16 protein-coding genes are annotated in these 16,453 nt (G+C 58.5%); 4 read left to right on the top strand and 12 right to left on the bottom strand.

Annotated elements, in window-relative coordinates; genetic code table 11:
* Positions 1 to 80 precede the first annotated feature (80 nt).
* Positions 81 to 797: an extensin-like domain-containing protein gene (locus tag LKO31_RS06395; protein ID WP_227689345.1), complete on the top strand. Its 717-nt coding sequence runs from the start codon at positions 81 to 83 to the stop codon at positions 795 to 797.
* Positions 798 to 811: 14 nt separating this feature from the next.
* Here the strand turns inward: LKO31_RS06395 and LKO31_RS06400 are convergent, their stop codons facing one another.
* The 10 genes from LKO31_RS06400 to LKO31_RS06445 all read right to left on the bottom strand — a co-directional run bounded on the left by LKO31_RS06400 (position 812) and on the right by LKO31_RS06445 (position 10,076).
* Positions 812 to 1,174, bottom strand: coding sequence for a HesB/IscA family protein (locus LKO31_RS06400; RefSeq protein WP_227689347.1), 363 nt, complete (start codon positions 1,172 to 1,174; stop codon positions 812 to 814).
* Between the two features lie 72 nt (positions 1,175 to 1,246).
* Positions 1,247 to 1,717 (bottom strand): SUF system Fe-S cluster assembly protein, encoded by a 471-nt coding sequence (locus tag LKO31_RS06405; protein ID WP_227689349.1) that lies wholly within the window; start codon positions 1,715 to 1,717, stop codon positions 1,247 to 1,249.
* Positions 1,714 to 2,910 (bottom strand): aminotransferase class V-fold PLP-dependent enzyme, encoded by a 1,197-nt coding sequence (locus LKO31_RS06410; RefSeq protein ID WP_227689351.1) that lies wholly within the window; start codon positions 2,908 to 2,910, stop codon positions 1,714 to 1,716. Before LKO31_RS06410 ends, LKO31_RS06405 begins: the two co-directional genes overlap by 4 nt.
* Positions 2,907 to 3,653: a SufD family Fe-S cluster assembly protein gene (locus LKO31_RS06415; RefSeq protein ID WP_227689359.1), complete on the bottom strand. Its 747-nt coding sequence runs from the start codon at positions 3,651 to 3,653 to the stop codon at positions 2,907 to 2,909. The genes LKO31_RS06410 and LKO31_RS06415 overlap by 4 nt, the downstream gene beginning before the upstream one ends.
* Complete coding sequence (sufC, locus tag LKO31_RS06420; protein ID WP_227689361.1) at positions 3,653 to 4,396, bottom strand: Fe-S cluster assembly ATPase SufC; 744 nt, start codon at positions 4,394 to 4,396, stop codon at positions 3,653 to 3,655. Before sufC ends, LKO31_RS06415 begins: the two co-directional genes overlap by 1 nt.
* A 59-nt stretch (positions 4,397 to 4,455) precedes the next feature.
* A complete protein-coding gene (locus LKO31_RS06425; RefSeq protein ID WP_227689363.1) occupies positions 4,456 to 4,926 on the bottom strand; it encodes a hypothetical protein in 471 nt (156 codons plus the stop codon).
* Positions 4,923 to 6,425 (bottom strand): Fe-S cluster assembly protein SufB, encoded by a 1,503-nt coding sequence (gene sufB, locus LKO31_RS06430; protein ID WP_227689365.1) that lies wholly within the window; start codon positions 6,423 to 6,425, stop codon positions 4,923 to 4,925. The genes LKO31_RS06425 and sufB overlap by 4 nt, the downstream gene beginning before the upstream one ends.
* Positions 6,426 to 6,427: 2 nt before the next feature.
* Positions 6,428 to 6,925 (bottom strand): RrF2 family transcriptional regulator, encoded by a 498-nt coding sequence (locus LKO31_RS06435; RefSeq protein ID WP_227689367.1) that lies wholly within the window; start codon positions 6,923 to 6,925, stop codon positions 6,428 to 6,430.
* Between the two features lie 275 nt (positions 6,926 to 7,200).
* Positions 7,201 to 8,145, bottom strand: coding sequence for a helix-turn-helix domain-containing protein (locus LKO31_RS06440; protein WP_227689369.1), 945 nt, complete (start codon positions 8,143 to 8,145; stop codon positions 7,201 to 7,203).
* 98 nt (positions 8,146 to 8,243) lie between these two features.
* Complete coding sequence (locus LKO31_RS06445; RefSeq protein WP_227689371.1) at positions 8,244 to 10,076, bottom strand: DUF885 domain-containing protein; 1,833 nt, start codon at positions 10,074 to 10,076, stop codon at positions 8,244 to 8,246.
* A gap of 76 nt (positions 10,077 to 10,152) precedes the next feature.
* On the opposite strand from LKO31_RS06445, the gene LKO31_RS06450 reads away from it, so the two are divergent.
* The 3 genes from LKO31_RS06450 (at position 10,153) to LKO31_RS06460 (ending at position 15,009) form a co-directional block, all read left to right on the top strand.
* Positions 10,153 to 11,232: a quinone-dependent dihydroorotate dehydrogenase gene (locus tag LKO31_RS06450; protein ID WP_227689372.1), complete on the top strand. Its 1,080-nt coding sequence runs from the start codon at positions 10,153 to 10,155 to the stop codon at positions 11,230 to 11,232.
* 96 nt (positions 11,233 to 11,328) lie between these two features.
* Entirely contained in the window at positions 11,329 to 13,038 is a 1,710-nt protein-coding gene (gene ggt / locus LKO31_RS06455; protein WP_227689374.1) for a gamma-glutamyltransferase, read from the top strand.
* A 141-nt stretch (positions 13,039 to 13,179) separates the two neighbouring features.
* A complete protein-coding gene (locus LKO31_RS06460; protein WP_227689376.1) occupies positions 13,180 to 15,009 on the top strand; it encodes an AMP-dependent synthetase/ligase in 1,830 nt (609 codons plus the stop codon).
* Positions 15,010 to 15,061: 52 nt separating this feature from the next.
* On the opposite strand, the gene LKO31_RS06465 is transcribed toward LKO31_RS06460, so the two are convergent.
* Both LKO31_RS06465 and gloB read right to left on the bottom strand, forming a co-directional pair.
* A complete protein-coding gene (locus LKO31_RS06465) occupies positions 15,062 to 15,514 on the bottom strand; it encodes a hypothetical protein (RefSeq protein ID WP_227689378.1) in 453 nt (150 codons plus the stop codon).
* Positions 15,511 to 16,257: a hydroxyacylglutathione hydrolase gene (gene gloB, locus LKO31_RS06470; protein ID WP_227689380.1), complete on the bottom strand. Its 747-nt coding sequence runs from the start codon at positions 16,255 to 16,257 to the stop codon at positions 15,511 to 15,513. The genes LKO31_RS06465 and gloB overlap by 4 nt, the downstream gene beginning before the upstream one ends.
* Between the last annotated feature and the right edge of the window lie 196 nt (positions 16,258 to 16,453).

The raw sequence follows: 16,453 nt of genomic DNA on the forward strand, positions 1-16,453 counted from the left end.
CGGTAGAACTCCTCTGCTGCGCTATGGTTGGGTTCTTATCATAGCTTGGCGGCGTGCTATGGGTATGACATAGCCATAGCGTGACGCGCATTTGGCCCTATATTTTTGCCTTTGTGGCTGTGATTGCAGCGACTTTGGGCGCGATATGGGTGATGCAATGGGTGCGCGAGCATCCGCAGCATTTTCGGCATATTCCCTTGGCTTTGTCGCATGAGATTGGCGCCGCGACACCGGCCAAACTGGCGGATTTAACCCAAGATGAGGCTGCTTGTTTTGCGGTGATGGACGCTGCGCAAGTGAGCTATGAGCGGCGGCCCGTGGTGGGGGAGGGAAGTTGCCGCGCCAGCCAGCGCATGATCATGTCGGATAAGCGCCTGTTTCCCGCGATGACACCGGCACGGGCGGCACCATCTTGCGCGGTGTCGGCGGGTATGATTTTGTGGCAGCGCGATGTGGTTGGCCCGATGGCCCATGCATTTTTTGGACAAAAGGTGGTGCGGGTCGAAAATTTGGGCAGTTATAATTGCCGTAATATTGCGGGGGCCAGCGCGCGAAGTGAGCATAGCCGCGCTAATGCCATTGATATTTCAGCCTTTGTTCTGGCCGATGGGACGCGCATTTCGTTGAAAGATGATTGGGCGGATGATGGCGACAAGGGGGCGTTTTTGCGCAGCGTCCGCGATGGGGCGTGCGATATTTTCACCACCACCTTGTCACCCGATTATAACGCTGCCCATGCCGACCATTTTCATCTGGATCTGGCGCAGCGCACTGGGGGCTGGTCGCTGTGCCGCTGATGATAATAAATATGTTAGATGGTGAAGCTTTCGCCGCAGCCGCAGGCCCCCTTGGCATTGGGGTTGTTGAAAACGAAACCAGCGGTGAAGTCATCTTCGACCCAGTCCATGACGCTGCCGATCAAATAGAGGACTGAGGCGCTGTCGATGTAGAACAAGCCGCCCGACGTTTCGATTTTTTCGTCAAATTTGGCCTCTTCGGTCACATAATCCACCGAATAGGCCAGACCGGAGCAGCCACGGCGCGGTGTGGACAGCTTGACACCAATGGCGTCCGCAGGCGCATCGGCCATTAATTTGGCAATGCGCGCCTCGGCATTCGCGGTCAGGGTGACAGCGGCGGGGCGGGTGCGGGTTTTGGTGTCTGTCATCGTCATTCTCCCCCCACATGGCGCGGGGTCCTAGATATATGGGGCGGGGATGGGGAAAACCAACCGCCGCCCAAGATATTAGAGCATACCCAGTTCAAGGCGGGCTTCGTCGCTCATATTCGCGGGGCTCCATGGTGGGTCCCAAACCAGATTCACTTCGGCATCACCGATGCCTGGCACCGAACCAACGCGCAATTCCACTTCGCCCGGCATGGATTCCGCCACAGGGCAATGCGGGGTGGTGAGCGTCATGGTCACCAAGGCATGGCCGTCGTTGATTTCGACATTATAAATCAGGCCAAGATCATAGATGTTGACCGGAATTTCGGGGTCGAAAATTTCCTTGAGCGCGTTGATGACGGCTTCGTACAAATCGCCGCCGACGCCGTGCGGGTCCATAGGTTCGGGCTTGGCGGCCAAAAAGCCGTCGAGATAGTCGCGTTTGCGTTGTGTGGTTTCGCCAGCCGCTTCTTTGTCTAACGCCGGTGCTTTTGGCGGCGCGTCCACGCTGGCCACTTCTTCGACCTTGAAGGTTCGTTCCTCAGTCATCCGAAAATCCTTTCGACCCTGTTCAGGCCTTCGATCAGAGCCGCCACATCATCGGCGTTGCTGTAAAGTCCAAAGCTGGCGCGCGCGGTGGCGGGCACGCCCAAATGATCCATCAACGGCTGGGCGCAGTGATGGCCAGCGCGAATGGCGACGCCGCTTTCGTCCAAAATCGTGCCGATGTCATGGGGGTGAACCCCGTTCATCGCAAAGCTGACGATGCCCGCGCTATTGTCTGGCCCGAACAGGGTGATGCTGTTGCGGCGGGCCAGTTCTTCGCGCAATTGGCTGACCAGTATGGCTTCATGGGCGTGGATTTTGTCGATGCCGATGGCGGTTACATAATCCACGGCTGCGGCCAAGCCCAAGGCTTCGATGATGGCGGGGGTGCCCGCTTCGAAACGGGTGGGGGCGGGGGCGTAGGTGGTTTTTTCGAACGTCACGCGGTCGATCATCGAGCCGCCGCCTTGCCATGGTGGAAGTTTAGTAAGTTTACGGCCCCATAGCGCGCCAATGCCGGTTGGTCCGTAGAGCTTATGGCCTGAAAAGACGTAATAATCTGCGCCCGAAGCGTCGACATCTACCGCGATGCGGGGGACGGCTTGGCAGCCGTCGATCAGCAATTCTGCGCCGACTTTATGGGCGATTTCTGCCGCGCGGGGCACGTCGAGGACGCTGCCCAAGACGTTGGAAACATGGGCGAAGGCGACCATTTTATGATCGGGCGTGATCATCGCTTCGGCGGCGTCGAGGTCAATCGCGCCATCGGGGGTCAGCGGGCAGACGTCGACTTGCCAGCCAGCCAATTGCCACGGCACGATATTGCTGTGATGTTCGAGTTGGCTGAGCAGCACGCGGCCTTTTTGGGGCGTGGCATAGGCGACCAGATTGATCGCCTCGGTCGCGCCGCGCACAAAAGCGATGTCATCTTCTTTCGCGCCGATGAAGGCGGCGATGGTGCGGCGGGCCTGTTCATAGGCCAAGGTCATGTCCGCCGAGCGGGCATAGACGCCGCGATGCACGGTCGCATAGTCGCGGCCCATGGCGTTGACGGTGGCGTCGATCACGGCTTGCGGCTTTTGCGCCGTTGCGCCCGTGTCGAGATAGTGCCAGCCGCCCGCAATGCCGGGGAATTCGGCGCGGACGGCGTTCACGTCATAAAGGGGAGCGCCAGAAAGAGGAGTGGAAGCGGTCATGCGATCAGTTCGCTGAGTTTGGCGAGCGCCAATTGTTGCAAATGCTCTTCATCCACTGCGCCGTCGAAAGCGCCAGCGACAAAGGCTTGGAGGAGCAGGCGCTTGGCGTCCGCTGGCGTGAGGCCGCGTGATTGCAGATAATAAAGCGCCATGGCGTCAAGCTCGCCGATGGCGCAGCCATGGGCACATTTGACGTCGTCGGCGTAAATTTCCAGTTCCGGCTTGGCATTGGCTGTGGCGGTGCGGTCAAGCAGCATGGCTTTGACGTCTTGCACACTGTCTGTTTGCTGGGCGCCGCGCGCCACCGCGACCTTGCCGAGATAGGTGCCGGTCGCTTTTTGGCCCAGCACGTTGCGCACGGTTTGGCTGGATGTGCCTCCTTCTTCGGCGTGGGTGACGGTGGTGACCAGTTCGATATTTTGATCGCCGCCGCCAATTTGGGCGCAGCCCAGCTTGAAATCCGCGTCTTTCTTCATCGTGACATTGAGTTCGATACGGCCATATTGACCGCCGATGTTCAGTGCGTAGATGGCGGCTTTTGCGCCCGCTTCGAGCGTCAGGTCGATTTGCTGCACGGCGGCTTCGCCGATGCTGCCATCCAGGATGATCGCGCGTTCGAAGCGGTCGCCTGCCGCCACGATGATCTGCTCAGCGGCCGGCAGCGGCCAAAGCGAAGCAAGCGCATCAAGATCGGCATAGCGCCAATCCTCGAGCTTGCGGGTGGGGAGAGGGAGGGCGTTCATTAGGCCACAACCTCGGCATAGCCATGTTCTTCGAGTTCACGGGCGAGTTCGGGGCCGCCCGATTTTACGATGCGGCCAGCGGCCAACACATGCACAAAATCGGGCTGAACATAGTCGAGCAGGCGTTGATAATGGGTGATCAGCAGCACGGCCTTGTCCGGACGGCGCATGATGGAATTAATGCCTTCGCCCACGATGCGCAGCGCGTCGATATCCAAGCCGCTGTCCGTTTCATCGAGGATCGCCAGCTTGGGATCGAGGATGCCCATTTGTACCATTTCGTTGCGCTTTTTCTCGCCGCCCGAAAAGCCGACGTTCACGGGACGCTTCAGCATCTCCATATCCATTTTCAGCAAGCCCGCCTTTTCACGGGCGAGCTTGAGGAAGTCACCGCCGGAAAGCGGGTCTTCACCGCGCGATTGGCGCTGGGCGTTTAAGCTTTCGCGCAGGAATTGCACATTGGATACGCCGGGGATTTCGACGGGATATTGGAAACCGATGAACAGGCCTGCAGCCGCGCGTTCAAACGCTTCTTTTTCCAGCAAATCTTCGCCGTTAAAGGCCACGCTGCCGTCGGTGACTTCATAGCCGGGGCGGCCACCCAATACATAGGATAGGGTGGATTTCCCCGCGCCATTGGGGCCCATGATAGCATGGATTTCGCCTGCGTTGATGGTCAGGTCCAGACCTTTGAGGATCGGCTTGTCGGCGACCGTGGCGTGGAGATTGTTGATGGTCAGCATATGATGTCTCTTTGTAAAATCGGATCAGCGCAAATCTTGGGTGTCGGCTGCACTGGCTGTTATTTGCTGGATGTGTTTGGTTCGCTTGCGTCACCGGCTTCGCTGGCTTGGGGCTGGCAACGCACCAGATCGAGGGTCATGCCGCGCCGCCCCACGATGTTCAGGCTTTCGCCGTCAGGACTGAGGGTCCATGTCTGGCGCTTGGCATTGGCACGCGGCAGGACGGGGCCGTCGGTGAGCGCCTGTTCATAAAAGAACAGATGATAGCTATCGATCGGGTCTTCGACGATGCTGACCAACCGGCTGGATTCCATGGGGAAGGTGAAGCCGCTGGCGTCGACTTGTAACAGGCCAGGGTCGTCGTCGGTACAGACGGGGGCGGCATAGTCGAGCGGTTCATACCAATTGCCGCGCAACTCAGCGGGCATTTCCTTGGAGGGGATAGCGGTTTTATGGGCTGTGCCTTGCGCTGCGGCTGGGACGGAGATGGCCAGCAATATCGCAGAGGCGAGCGGGAAAGATTTGGTCATCCGACGGACCCTTCGAGGCTGATACCCAATAATTTTTGCGCTTCGACCGCAAATTCCATAGGCAATTGTTGTAACACTTCTTTAGCAAAGCCATTGACGATCAAGGCCACAGCCTGTTCCTGATCCAGTCCGCGCTGCATGGCGTAGAAAAGCTGATCATCGCTGATTTTGCTGGTCGTCGCTTCATGTTCGACGGTGGCGGTGGGGTTGCGCACTTCGATATAGGGCACGGTATGCGCGCCGCATTGATCGCCCAGCAGCAAGCTGTCGCATTGGGTGAAGTTCCGCACACCCTCGGCGGTGGGGGCGACGCGAACGATGCCGCGATAGCTGTTGTTCGAACGGCCTGCGCTGATGCCCTTGGACACGATGGTCGAGCGGGTGCGCTTGCCATTGTGGATCATCTTGGTGCCGGTGTCGGCCTGTTGCAGATTGTTGGTGACGGCGACCGAGTAAAATTCGCCCACGCTGTCATCACCGTTCAAAACACAGCTGGGGTATTTCCATGTGACCGCGCTGCCGGTTTCGACCTGTGTCCACGACACTTTGCTGCGCTTGCCTTGGCACAAAGCGCGCTTGGTCACGAAATTATAAATGCCGCCCTTGCCCTCTGCATCGCCGGGATACCAATTTTGCACGGTGCTATATTTGATTTCGGCATCGTCCAGCGCGACCAATTCCACGACGGCGGCGTGAAGTTGGTTTTCGTCGCGCATCGGGGCCGTGCAGCCTTCGAGATAGGATACATAAGCGCCCTTGTCGGCGACGATCAGCGTGCGTTCAAACTGGCCCGTATTTTCCGCGTTGATGCGGAAATAGGTGCTGAGTTCCATCGGGCAGCGGACGCCTTCGGGGATGTAAACAAAGGTGCCATCCGAAAAGACCGCGCAGTTGAGCGTTGCGAAATAATTATCCTGCATCGGCACGACCTTGCCGAGCCATTTTTTCACCATGTCCGGATATTCGCGGATCGCTTCGGAAATGGAGAGGAAGATGACGCCGGCGCGCTTTAATTCTTCGCGAAAGGTGGTGGCGACGGAGACGCTGTCGAACACCGCATCGACCGCGACTTTGCGCGCACCCTCGACGCCGGCCAGCACCTTTTGTTCCTCAATGGGGATGCCGAGTTTCTTATAGACTTCCAAGATTTCGGGATCGACTTCATCCAAGCTACCCAGCTTGGGCTTGGTCTTGGGCGCGGCGTAATAATAAGCGTCTTGATAGTCGATGGGCGCGATGTTGAGCTTGGCCCAGTCGGGCATTTCCATCGTTTGCCACAGGCGGAAGGCCTTCAGGCGCCAGTCGAGCATCCATTCGGGTTCGTTTTTCTTGGCCGAGATGAAGCGCACCGTGTCTTCGGTGAGGCCCTTGGGCGCAAATTCTTGTTCGATATCAGCCGACCAGCCATGCTCATAATCAGCAACGCGATCTGCCGCATCCCATGCGGCTTGGTCCCTGAGACTTTCTTGGGGGACGGTCGTTTCGGGATTATCGGTCATAGCTATATCCTTGCCGCTGCATCGCCGGAAAGCGGCGCTGAGACGGGTGAGGGGGAGAGAGGGCTGTGCCCATGAGGATCACCATGTGAAGGCGTGGCCGGTGTGATCAGGCTGGCGACGCTAATATTGGCCAAAGCCCCGCGAACCGCGCCATTAACGGCGGGCCAATGGGGTTGGACCTTGCAATTGCTGTGCAGGGCGCAATCTTGGCGGCTTTCTTCGACGCAGCTGGTCAGCGTGATCGGGCCTTCGATCGCTTCGATAATATCCGCGAGGTTGATGGCGGCTGCTGGGCGGGCGAGTCGGACGCCGCCGCCGCTGCCCCGCGAGGCGACCAACAAGCCAGCGCGCGCCAATTGGCTGACCAATTTTTGCACGGTGGGGCCAGGGATTTGCGTCTGTTCGGCCAATTTGGGCGCTTGCAGCGGCACCGACCCGCATTGGCGGGCGGCGGCGCACATCAGCACCACAGCATAATCGGCAAGGTTGGACAGTCGCATTTTTTCCCTCATTCGCACTTGCGAACGATTCTTAATTGGAGTAAATCACTCCACTTATATAGAAACAGCCTGTGATGAGTGCAAGGGCGGCGATGCGGCGGCCAAAAAAATGGCACCCAAACTGGCCGAAACAAGCTTGGATGCCAGATTGAAGAGCGTCACTCCGGAGAGATCGGGCCCTTCTGGGTCGCAGCTTGTTTATGCCCGAGGAATGGCGTGCAAAATTGCATGAATGCGACAAAAGCGCATATATTAAAATATTTGTACTACGAAGCTCATGTTTCAGAAACGATGGGGGGGACCGCGCCTTGCAAGGATTTTCGGCCCATTGTGGTCGCCATCATATAAGCGGATGTTTTGCGAAGCTGGCCAGGGGTGGCCCCCGCGAAATGTTTAATTTCCCGAATAAGGTGCGACTGATCATAAAAGGCGTCGGCCATGTCGCCCGACTCGAGGGATTCGCCGCGCGCCAGCAAAGAGGCCGCACGAACCGCACGATATTTGCGGGCCAACATACTGGGCGGCAGACCGTAATAAATTTTCGTCATCCGTTCGATGGAACGAAGCGACATTTTGGCTTGGGCCACCAGATCGGATACTTTGGGCGAGGGGGTGCTGGTGAGCCATGCATCGACCGTGCGGATGAACCACATGGGCGCTCGGTCCGCGTGCGATAAGATTGTGCGGACCAGATTGTGGCCCATGGCCACGCGCATGGCGTCGTCCGTTTCTTGTTCCAGCACGGCGGCAACTTGGTTGATCCACGGGCCGAAGCTGTTGCTGGCGTCCACCACCTTGTCGGTCAACTTGTCGGCATCATCGCCCGCCAAGGCTGCCCAGCCAGCGGGTTGCAGGCCAAAGCCCATGACCAAGGTTGGGCCATGCTGCACAGCGCGAACGGTGCTGCTGGTGGGGCCGATAATGGCCACGCGCGGCGCCGGAAAGGTCGCGCCATTGCCGAAAATATATTCGCCGTTGGGGTGGGACATGAAGCGGACCTGTGGACGGTCGGCGCGTTCAAATTCGTCAAATTTCGGGACGTTGAGACGGGCAATGTAAAAAGTGGATATATAATCGGCGATGTCGGCATCGGGCGCGAAATATTCCAGACTAAAAGGTGGTGCTTCGGAAGAGGGGGCATTGTTTTCGGCAGACGCTTTGTGTTGGTTGCCCGCACCATGGGATGCATTTTTGCCCGATGGAGTTTTTTTCTGTTTCACATGCGGCCCCTTAAGCACCTTTTTGTGGCGCTTAAGGGGGTAGCTTCTATTGCAATTCTATAGAGTCAAGTGGATTTACTGAAAAATGGCCGCGTTGTTCATTTTTGGGCGCTAACCCATTGTTTTACGCGGTCGTCCAAAATGTCGAGCGTGACGGGGCCAGAGCGTAAAATGCTTTCGTGGAAATCGCGGATGTCGAATTTGTCGCCCAGTGCCTGTTCGGCATAGCGGCGCAATTGAACGATTTTGATTTTCCCGATAGTATAGGCCGTGGCTTGGCCGGGGAAGACAATGTAGCGTTCCACCGCCTTTTCAATATCGCCATCGGGGTTGGGTGTGGTTTGTTTCAAATAGGCAATGGCCTGTTCCCGCGTCCATTTTTGGTCGTGGATGCCCGTATCGACGACCAAGCGGCAGGCGCGCCATAGCTCCATCGCCAAGCGGCCAAAGTCGCTATAGGGATCGGTATAGAAGCCCATGTCTTTGCCCAATTGTTCAGAATAAAGACCCCAGCCTTCGGTATAGGCTGTAAAGCCGCCAAAGCGGCGGAAGGCGGGCAGGTCGGTCAGTTCGGTTTGAATGGCGCGCTGGAGATGATGCCCCGGAACGCCTTCATGATAGGCCAGTGCTTCGAGTTCTGTTTTGGACATGTCGCGCAGATTATAAAGGTTCACATAATAAGTGCCGGGGCGCGACCCGTCGGGTGAGGGGGAGGAGTAGAAAGCCTTGCCTGCCGATTTTTCGCGAAAAGCCTCGACCGGTTTGACCACCAGGGGGGCCTTGGGCAGCGAGTGGAAATATTCGGGAAGCTTGGTTTCCATCGCGCGGGTGAAGCGGTCAACATCGGCCAGATAGGCTTCGCGGCTATTGTGATAATATTTGGGGTCATCGCGCAGATGGGTGAAAAATTCGGACAAGCTGCCGGTGAAGCCGACCTTGTTTTTGATTGCTTCCATTTCGGTATGAATGCGCGCCACCTCGGCACGGCCAAGGGCGTGGATGTCGGCGGCGCTCATGTTGGTGGAGGTGTAACTGGCGAGCAAGGCGGCATAATAGGACGGACCATCGGGCAGGCGCCAAATGCCGTCATCCGTCGATGCGCTGGCTTGTTGGCGGACCATTTCAGCGCGTAGGCGCGTATAAGCGGGCGAGGTTTTTTCGTCCCATGCGGCTTTGGCCTGGGCCAGCAATTGGCTTTTTTGCGCGGCGGGCAGGGATAATGCGTTCACCTTGGCGGTGAAGTCTTGTAAGATCGCATTGTCGGGGCGGTTCAAATTGTCGATGTCGGAGAGGACATAGGCATAGACCCATTTGGGCGGTGCGATGCCCGCAGCGGCGCGCTGGGCCGATTGGGCGGAGAGTTGATCGAGCAGGTCGGCCAAGCCCGCCAGACGGCTGATATAAGATTGCGCCGTCGCAAGGTTCGACACGCTGTGCATGTTGATTAAAAAGGCGGGCGCCTGGGCCTGAATGCCATTCATCTGTTCAAAAATATAATCATGGTTGCGGAACGGGAAGAGCCGGTCCGTGCGGGCCGCTTCGCTGGTGAATAGTTGCAGCGTCAGCCGGTCATTTTCATTCAATTGGTCGGGCGCGAAGGTGCGGACAGCGGCATCGGCGGCGGCTTGTTGCAAGGCGTGGCGGGCCACGGCGGCTTCGTCGCTGGGGTCGGGCCATTTGCCGTCATCCGCGTCGCGAATGCCGCGCATGGTTTTGGAGAGAGGGTCGGTCGATAATTGCGCGAGGTCGAGCTTGTCCAAAAATTCCGCAAGACCTTGGTTGGCGGCTGTCACTTGGGGCGCGGCGGGGGCGGATGATGGGGGTGTTGGGGGCGACGCTGCGTTGTTGATGCTGGCAGGGGTGCAAGCAGACAGCGCAAGCGCCGCAGCGCCAACGGTCAGCATCAAGCATGTGGGGGACAGTTTCGCCATAAATTCTCATCTCGTTCAGTGGGTGGGCCAAGGATCAAGGCTTGCCATAGCGGTCTGGGCGGCGCAATGCCGCCGCATGTCCTTGATCGCTTCGCTTGTTGACGGCGCTTATGCGCTGGCCCGCCCGCTGATCCACAAGATGGATGGCGAAAATGCCCATAATCTGACGCTGGATGCGTTGGAGAAAATCCCTGCTGCGCGAACGCCGCTGACCAGTGATGTGTTGGCGACCAAAGTGGCGGGATTGCATTTCCCCAACCCCGTGGGTCTGGCCCCCGGTTTTGATAAAGATGCGCGCGTGGCCCATGTGATGCCGCATTTCGGCTTTGGATATGTGGAGGTCGGCACGCTGACCCCCTTGCCGCAGGAGGGGAATCCGCGCCCGCGCTTGTTCCGATTGGTCGAAGATCAGGCGGTGATTAACCGGATGGGATTTAACAATGGCGGCCAAGCCGCCGCGCTGGGCCGTATCGCCGCGCTGCGCGCCAAGGGTTTGGCTGTGCCGCTGGGCATCAATATCGGGGCCAATAAAGACGCCGCCAACCGCATTGATGATTATGCCAAGGGCACGGCAGCCATGGCGCATTTGGCGGATTATCTGACGGTCAATATTTCGTCCCCCAATACGCCGGGGTTGCGGGCGTTGCAGGATCGTGCGTCGCTGGAAGAATTGCTGGATGCCGTGAATGGCGCGCAGGCGGACGTGGCGGGCACCGTCCCCAAGCCAGTGTTTTTGAAAGTTGCGCCGGATTTGGAGCCGGCGGATATCGAGGATATTGTCGCCGTGGCCCAGTCGCGCCATTTGGCGGCGATTATCATCAGCAACACCACCATCGAACGGCCTGCCTTGGCATCATCCCATGCCAATGAGGGCGGCGGCCTGAGCGGCGCGCCGCTGCGTCACCTGGCGTTGCAACGGTTGAAAGATTTTCGCCGTGCCAGCGGCGGCGAGATTCCGTTGATTGCGGCGGGCGGCATTGCCCATGCGGACCATGCGTGGGACCGGATTTGTGCCGGTGCCAGCCTGATCCAGATATATAGCGCCATGGTTTATGAAGGGCCTGCCTTGGCCCATCGCATTGCCAAGGGATTGGAATATCGGGCGAAGCAGCATGGCTTTGCCAATATTGCGGACGCGGTGGGTAGCAAGGCCTGAGGGAGGCGCTGTTGAAGGACTAGGGGCGTCGTCCAGCCCGTGCGGGCGCGCTGTCACGGCTGTGCGAGCGCGCCTATATGGCTTGCGCCGGTGGGAATGGCGCGCCACAGTTGGTCGATGATGAAGCGACTCTTTGCGATTTCGGCGCTGCTTTGCGCCAGCCTGCCGACCCTTGCGATGGCACAGGCGGTGGCATCCTCTGCCGATCCCCGTGCATCCGAGGCGGGGCGGCAGATATTACAGGAAGGCGGCAGCGCGGCGGACGCGGCAGCGGCGATGGTGGCGGTGTTGACGCTGGTCGAGCCGCAATCGAGCGGCATCGGCGGCGGCGGCTTTTTGGTCTATCATCAGCAGGGCAAAGGGATTTCGACCATTGATGGGCGCGAAACCGCGCCTGCTGCGGCCAAGCCAGACCGGTTTTTGGGCGAGGATGGCAAACCGCGCCCCTTTATGGATATTGTGCCCGGTGGATTGTCGGTCGGGGTGCCCGGCAATATACGCTTGATGGAAATGGCGCATAAAAATTGGGGCACGCTGCGCTGGTCGCAATTGCTGGCCCCCGCCATAAAATTGGCGGAAGGTGGTTTTGAAGTGACCCCTGTGCTGCATGACTGGTTGGTGCGGTTCGATAAAAATTGGGCCGACTTTCCGGATGCCCGTGCCCTTTATCATGTGGATGGCAAGCCTGCACCGGTCGGCACCATCTTGAAAAATCCAGCCTATGCGGCCTTTTTGCGCAAATTGGCGGCAGAGGGGCCGGATGCTTTTTATCGCGGCGACAATGCCGCGGCCATTTCGCGCGCCGTGGCCCATGCGCCGCGCAACCCCGCCGAGCTGACTGCCGCAGATTTAGCATCCTATCAGGCCAAGCAGCAGCCAGCACTTTGTACCACTTACCGTGTTTATAAGCTGTGCGGCATGGGGCCACCATCGTCCGGCGCGACGACGGTGTTCGGCATTTTGACCATGCTGGAAGGGTATAATCTGAAGGCGATGGGCAAGGATAATGCCATGAGCTGGCACTTGCTGGCCGAGGCGATGCAATTGGCCTATGCCGACCGTGATTTATATATGGGCGATGCGGCCTTTGTGAATGTGCCGGTGCGTGGGTTGCTGGACAAGTCCTATTTGGCGGGGCGTGCGGGGTTGATTTCGCCTTATGTTCGTAAGGGCGATTATCAGCCCGGCACGCCGCCGGGGGCCGAGGCGCGGTCGCCGTCTGGGCCGGTGCAGGAACAAGGGACGACCCATTTTGCGGTGGTCGATCACCAAGGCAATGTTGCCAGCATGACGTCGACGGTGGAAAGTATTTTTGGTAGCCAATTGATGGCCAATGGATATTTTCTGAACAATGAAATGACGGATTTTGACCTGTCGCCGACCAAAGATGGGGCACCATCAGCCAACCGGATTGAAGCGGGCAAACGGCCTTTGTCGTCCATGGCGCCGACCATTGTTTATGGGCCGGATGGCAAGGTGATATTGGCCGTCGGTTCGGCAGGGGGGCGGCGCATCATCATGCATGTCACCAAAACCTTGATCGGCGTGCTGGATTGGGATTTGTCGGCGCAGGATGCCATTGCTTTGCCCAATATCTTTTTCAACAAAGATGGCGTGTTGATTGAGGATAATGAGGATGGCCGCCGGATTGCGGCGGATATGGCCCCCTTTGGCTATGCTTTTACGCCATCGGCTTTGCCGTCCAAGTTGAATGCGGTGGAACAGACGCGCGCGGGCTGGGTTGGTGCGGCGGACCCGCGTGGTCCGGGCAGTGCATCGGTCGATGGTTCGCCGCCGCAAGGGTGATGGGTTGTTCGGTTGCTAGCTTGTTAGAAGCGCATATAGTGCTGGCGACGATAATCGCGGCAGAGCGGGCGGCGGACTGGGGGGAACCCAGCCGCAAGGCGGGCACAAAACCGGAATTTGGGAAGATATTGGGAGCGCGGGATGAAAATAGAAAACCCCCATTTGCAGCGTTTCGACAATTTGGTCGCGATGTTTTTCGACCGTGCAAGGCGCGGCGGGAATGCCCCATTTTTATGGCATAAGCAGGACCGGATTTGGGTGTCGCAAAGCTGGGATGAGGTGGCGCAGCAAGTGGCGACCCTGTCCCATAAATTGCGCAACATGGGCCTGCGGCGGGGGGACCGTGTTGTCTTGGTTAGCGAAAATCGGCCCGAATGGTGTATCGCGGATCTGGCGATTATGGCGGCGGGGTGCATCACCGTGCCGACCTATACGACCAACACCGAACGCGACCATCAGCATATTTTGGACAATAGCGGCGCGCGCGCGGTGATTGTGTCCACTGCGAAATTGGCCCGTAGCCTGATGCCCGCCGTCATGCGGTCCAATGCCAAATTGGTGATTTCGATGGAGGCTTTGCGCTTTGGCCAGCAAGGCGATGTGGCGATTTATAATTGGGCCGATTTGTTGGACGACGAAGCGGATTATCGCGCGGAGACGGAGGCGTTTATGGCCAATGTTGGGCGCGGGGATTTGGCCTGTTTAATCTATACCAGCGGGACGGGCGGGGCCCCGCGCGGCGTGGAACAGCATCATGGCGCGATTTTGCACAATATTGCGGGCGCGGCAGAGGTGTTGGTCAATGATTTTGGCCTGCATGAGGATGAAGCCTTTCTGTCCTTTTTGCCGCTGAGCCATGCTTATGAACATAGTGCGGGGCAGTTTTTGCCGATCATGGTCGGGGCCCAAATCTATTATAGCGAGGGGTTGGAAAAGCTGGTTTCCAACATTGAAGAAACCAAGCCGACGGTGATGGTGGTGGTGCCGCGCTTGTTTGAAGTGATCCGTCAGCGGATGATTAAATCGGTCGAGAAACAAGGCAAAATGGCCAATTGGATGTTGGGCCAAGCCTTGAAATTGGGCGAAAAAGATTATCATCATGGGTTGGGGCTGTTGGACCGGCCCGTGGATTTGCTGTTGGACAAGCTGTTCCGTCCGAAAATTCAGGCGCGCTTTGGCGGGCGGTTAAAGGCGCTGGTGTCGGGCGGCGCGCCGCTGAACCCCGAAGTGGGCGTGTTTTTCCATTCCATCGGTTTGACCTTGCTGCAAGGCTATGGCCAGACAGAGGCGGGGCCGATCATTGCGTGCAACCGCCCCAAGGCGGGTATTAAAATGGATACGGTCGGCCCGCCGTTGATGAATACCGAGGTCAAAATTGCCGAGGATGGCGAGATTTTGGTGCGCGGCGAATTGGTGATGCGTGGATATTGGCACAATGAGGGGGAGACAGCGCGCACCTTGGTGGTCGACCCTGCGGAACCGGACAAGGGGCCGTGGCTGTATACGGGCGATATTGGTCATATTGACGACAAGGGCCGTATCTTGATTACGGACCGCAAAAAGGACCTGATTGTCAATGACAAGGGCGACAATGTTTCCCCCCAACGGGTGGAGGGGATGTTGACGTTGCAGCCGGAAATTATGCAGGCGATGGTGTCGGGCGATAAGCGGCCCTATTTGGTGGGCATTTTGGTGCCGGACCCCGAATGGGCGGCAGAATGGGCCGAAGAGCATGGCTTGCCCCGCGATGTGAAATTGCTGCGCGAGCATGAGAGTTTTCGTGCCGCGCTGCGCGATGCGGTGGACCGTGTGAACGGACAATTGTCGGTGATCGAAAAGGTGCGGAAATTCGATTTGGCGGATGAAGCCTTTACGATTGAAAATGAGCAAATGACGCCGTCGTTGAAAATTCGGCGGCATGTGCTGCGCGACGTTTATGGCGACAAGATTCAGGGCATGTATCGCAGCTAGGTTTGGTTAGGCTAGGTTCGGGCGCTCGAAAAAGGCTGTTGGCCTAAAGGGGTTAGGAGCCTTTTTCGTCTGGACGGCGATAGGGTGTAAACTCGCCTAAGATGCAAGTGGGGCCACGAATGCCGCTGCTGCGGTCAACCAGATGGAAAAAGTCGCCCGCGCAGCTTTGCGACCCAAATTGGCGGACGACCATGACATCGCTGTCGCGCGCCAAGCCGGGGCATGACCCGCGCAGATCGTTACGATAGACCAATTTGCCGCTGGCGCGGTAAATCAGCATCGTGTCGCTGACGCGGATGGTGTCAAAGTTGCGGGAGGATGGCAGGCATTTTTGCGGTTCGCCCGCGACCTTGCCGCCCAATTCCCGTTCCACCAGTCGCAATTGTTTGGGGGTGAAGGGCGCGGCATCGTCCAGTGATGTTGTGGGGGGGGTGCATCCGGCCAAGAGAGCGGCGGATAGGGCCGCTGTGCCAAGCGCGAGGGGGGAGAGGCGCTGTTTGATCATGCTGAATCCTTGAGGGCGCGTATGCGGGCCAGTTCGTCGGCGCTGGCCGCGCGGAAAAATGGGTTGGTGGCGCGTTCGAGGCCAATGTCGGTGGGGATGGTGGCTTGGTTTGCGGCGCGCGCCGCCTCGACATCCAATAGGCGTTGACGCAGTGCTGGGTTGTCCGGTTCCACGGTGACGGCAAAGCGCGCATTGGATAGCGTATATTCATGGGCGCAATAGACGCGGGTGGCGTCGTCCAACGCGGCGAAACGCTGCATATTGTTGAACATTTGCGCAGGCGTGCCTTCGAATAAGCGGCCACAGCCCATGGCGAACAAAGTGTCGCCCACGAAAATCACCTGATCATCCGCAAAGTGAAAGGCGATGTGCCCCGCTGTATGAGCGGGCACGTCCCACACCGTGGCGGCATGGCTGCCCAGCATGACGGTGTCGCCGCCGCGCACCAAGCGGTCGAGTGTGGGGATGCGTTCGGATTCCGTGGCGGGGCCGGTGATGGTGCAGCCCGTGGCGGCCCTGATGTCGGCATTGCCGCCCGTATGGTCTGGGTGCCAATGGGTGTTCCAAATGTCGGTGATGGTCCAGCCGCGTTCGCTGGCCGCCGCCAAAACAGGTTCGCTGACCGCTGGGTCCACGACCATCGTGGCTTGGCTGGCGGGGTCATGGACCAGCCAGACATAATTGTCGCTGAGCACCGGAAGGCGGAGGATTTCGAGGCCAGTGGTCGTTTTGGGGGTCGTCATCTGTGTCTCCGCGCGGTGGGCCATTATGCGCCTTATACTCCATAACGGAATAAGGGGCGCTGGGCCTTGAAGGGGTCCGCAAAATATGGGGTGTTTGCGGCCAAGATGGAAGGGGGATGATGGCAGGAAATAGGCGTAAGGAAAAGGCGGCCACGGCTGCATGCCATGACCGCCTTAACGAGAGGCAGGGGATTTC

Source organism: Sphingopyxis yananensis (assembly GCF_020687785.1).
Taxonomy (GTDB): Bacteria; Pseudomonadota; Alphaproteobacteria; order Sphingomonadales; family Sphingomonadaceae; genus Sphingopyxis; species Sphingopyxis yananensis.

Excerpts from the sequence above, each read along its gene's own strand:
- LKO31_RS06400 (WP_227689347.1), bottom strand. The coding sequence starts at position 1,174 with ATGACGATGACAGACACCAAAACCCGCACCCGCCCCGCCGCTGTCACC.
- LKO31_RS06405 (WP_227689349.1), bottom strand. The coding sequence starts at position 1,717 with ATGACTGAGGAACGAACCTTCAAGGTCGAAGAAGTGGCCAGCGTGGAC.
- LKO31_RS06410 (WP_227689351.1), bottom strand. The coding sequence starts at position 2,910 with ATGACCGCTTCCACTCCTCTTTCTGGCGCTCCCCTTTATGACGTGAAC.
- LKO31_RS06415 (WP_227689359.1), bottom strand. The coding sequence starts at position 3,653 with ATGAACGCCCTCCCTCTCCCCACCCGCAAGCTCGAGGATTGGCGCTAT.
- sufC (WP_227689361.1), bottom strand. The coding sequence starts at position 4,396 with ATGCTGACCATCAACAATCTCCACGCCACGGTCGCCGACAAGCCGATC.
- LKO31_RS06425 (WP_227689363.1), bottom strand. The coding sequence starts at position 4,926 with ATGACCAAATCTTTCCCGCTCGCCTCTGCGATATTGCTGGCCATCTCC.
- sufB (WP_227689365.1), bottom strand. The coding sequence starts at position 6,425 with ATGACCGATAATCCCGAAACGACCGTCCCCCAAGAAAGTCTCAGGGAC.
- LKO31_RS06435 (WP_227689367.1), bottom strand. The coding sequence starts at position 6,925 with ATGCGACTGTCCAACCTTGCCGATTATGCTGTGGTGCTGATGTGCGCC.
- LKO31_RS06445 (WP_227689371.1), bottom strand. The coding sequence starts at position 10,076 with ATGGCGAAACTGTCCCCCACATGCTTGATGCTGACCGTTGGCGCTGCG.
- LKO31_RS06450 (WP_227689372.1), top strand. The coding sequence starts at position 10,153 with ATGTCCTTGATCGCTTCGCTTGTTGACGGCGCTTATGCGCTGGCCCGC.
- ggt (WP_227689374.1), top strand. The coding sequence starts at position 11,329 with ATGGCGCGCCACAGTTGGTCGATGATGAAGCGACTCTTTGCGATTTCG.
- LKO31_RS06460 (WP_227689376.1), top strand. The coding sequence starts at position 13,180 with ATGAAAATAGAAAACCCCCATTTGCAGCGTTTCGACAATTTGGTCGCG.
- LKO31_RS06465 (WP_227689378.1), bottom strand. The coding sequence starts at position 15,514 with ATGATCAAACAGCGCCTCTCCCCCCTCGCGCTTGGCACAGCGGCCCTA.
- gloB (WP_227689380.1), bottom strand. The coding sequence starts at position 16,257 with ATGACGACCCCCAAAACGACCACTGGCCTCGAAATCCTCCGCCTTCCG.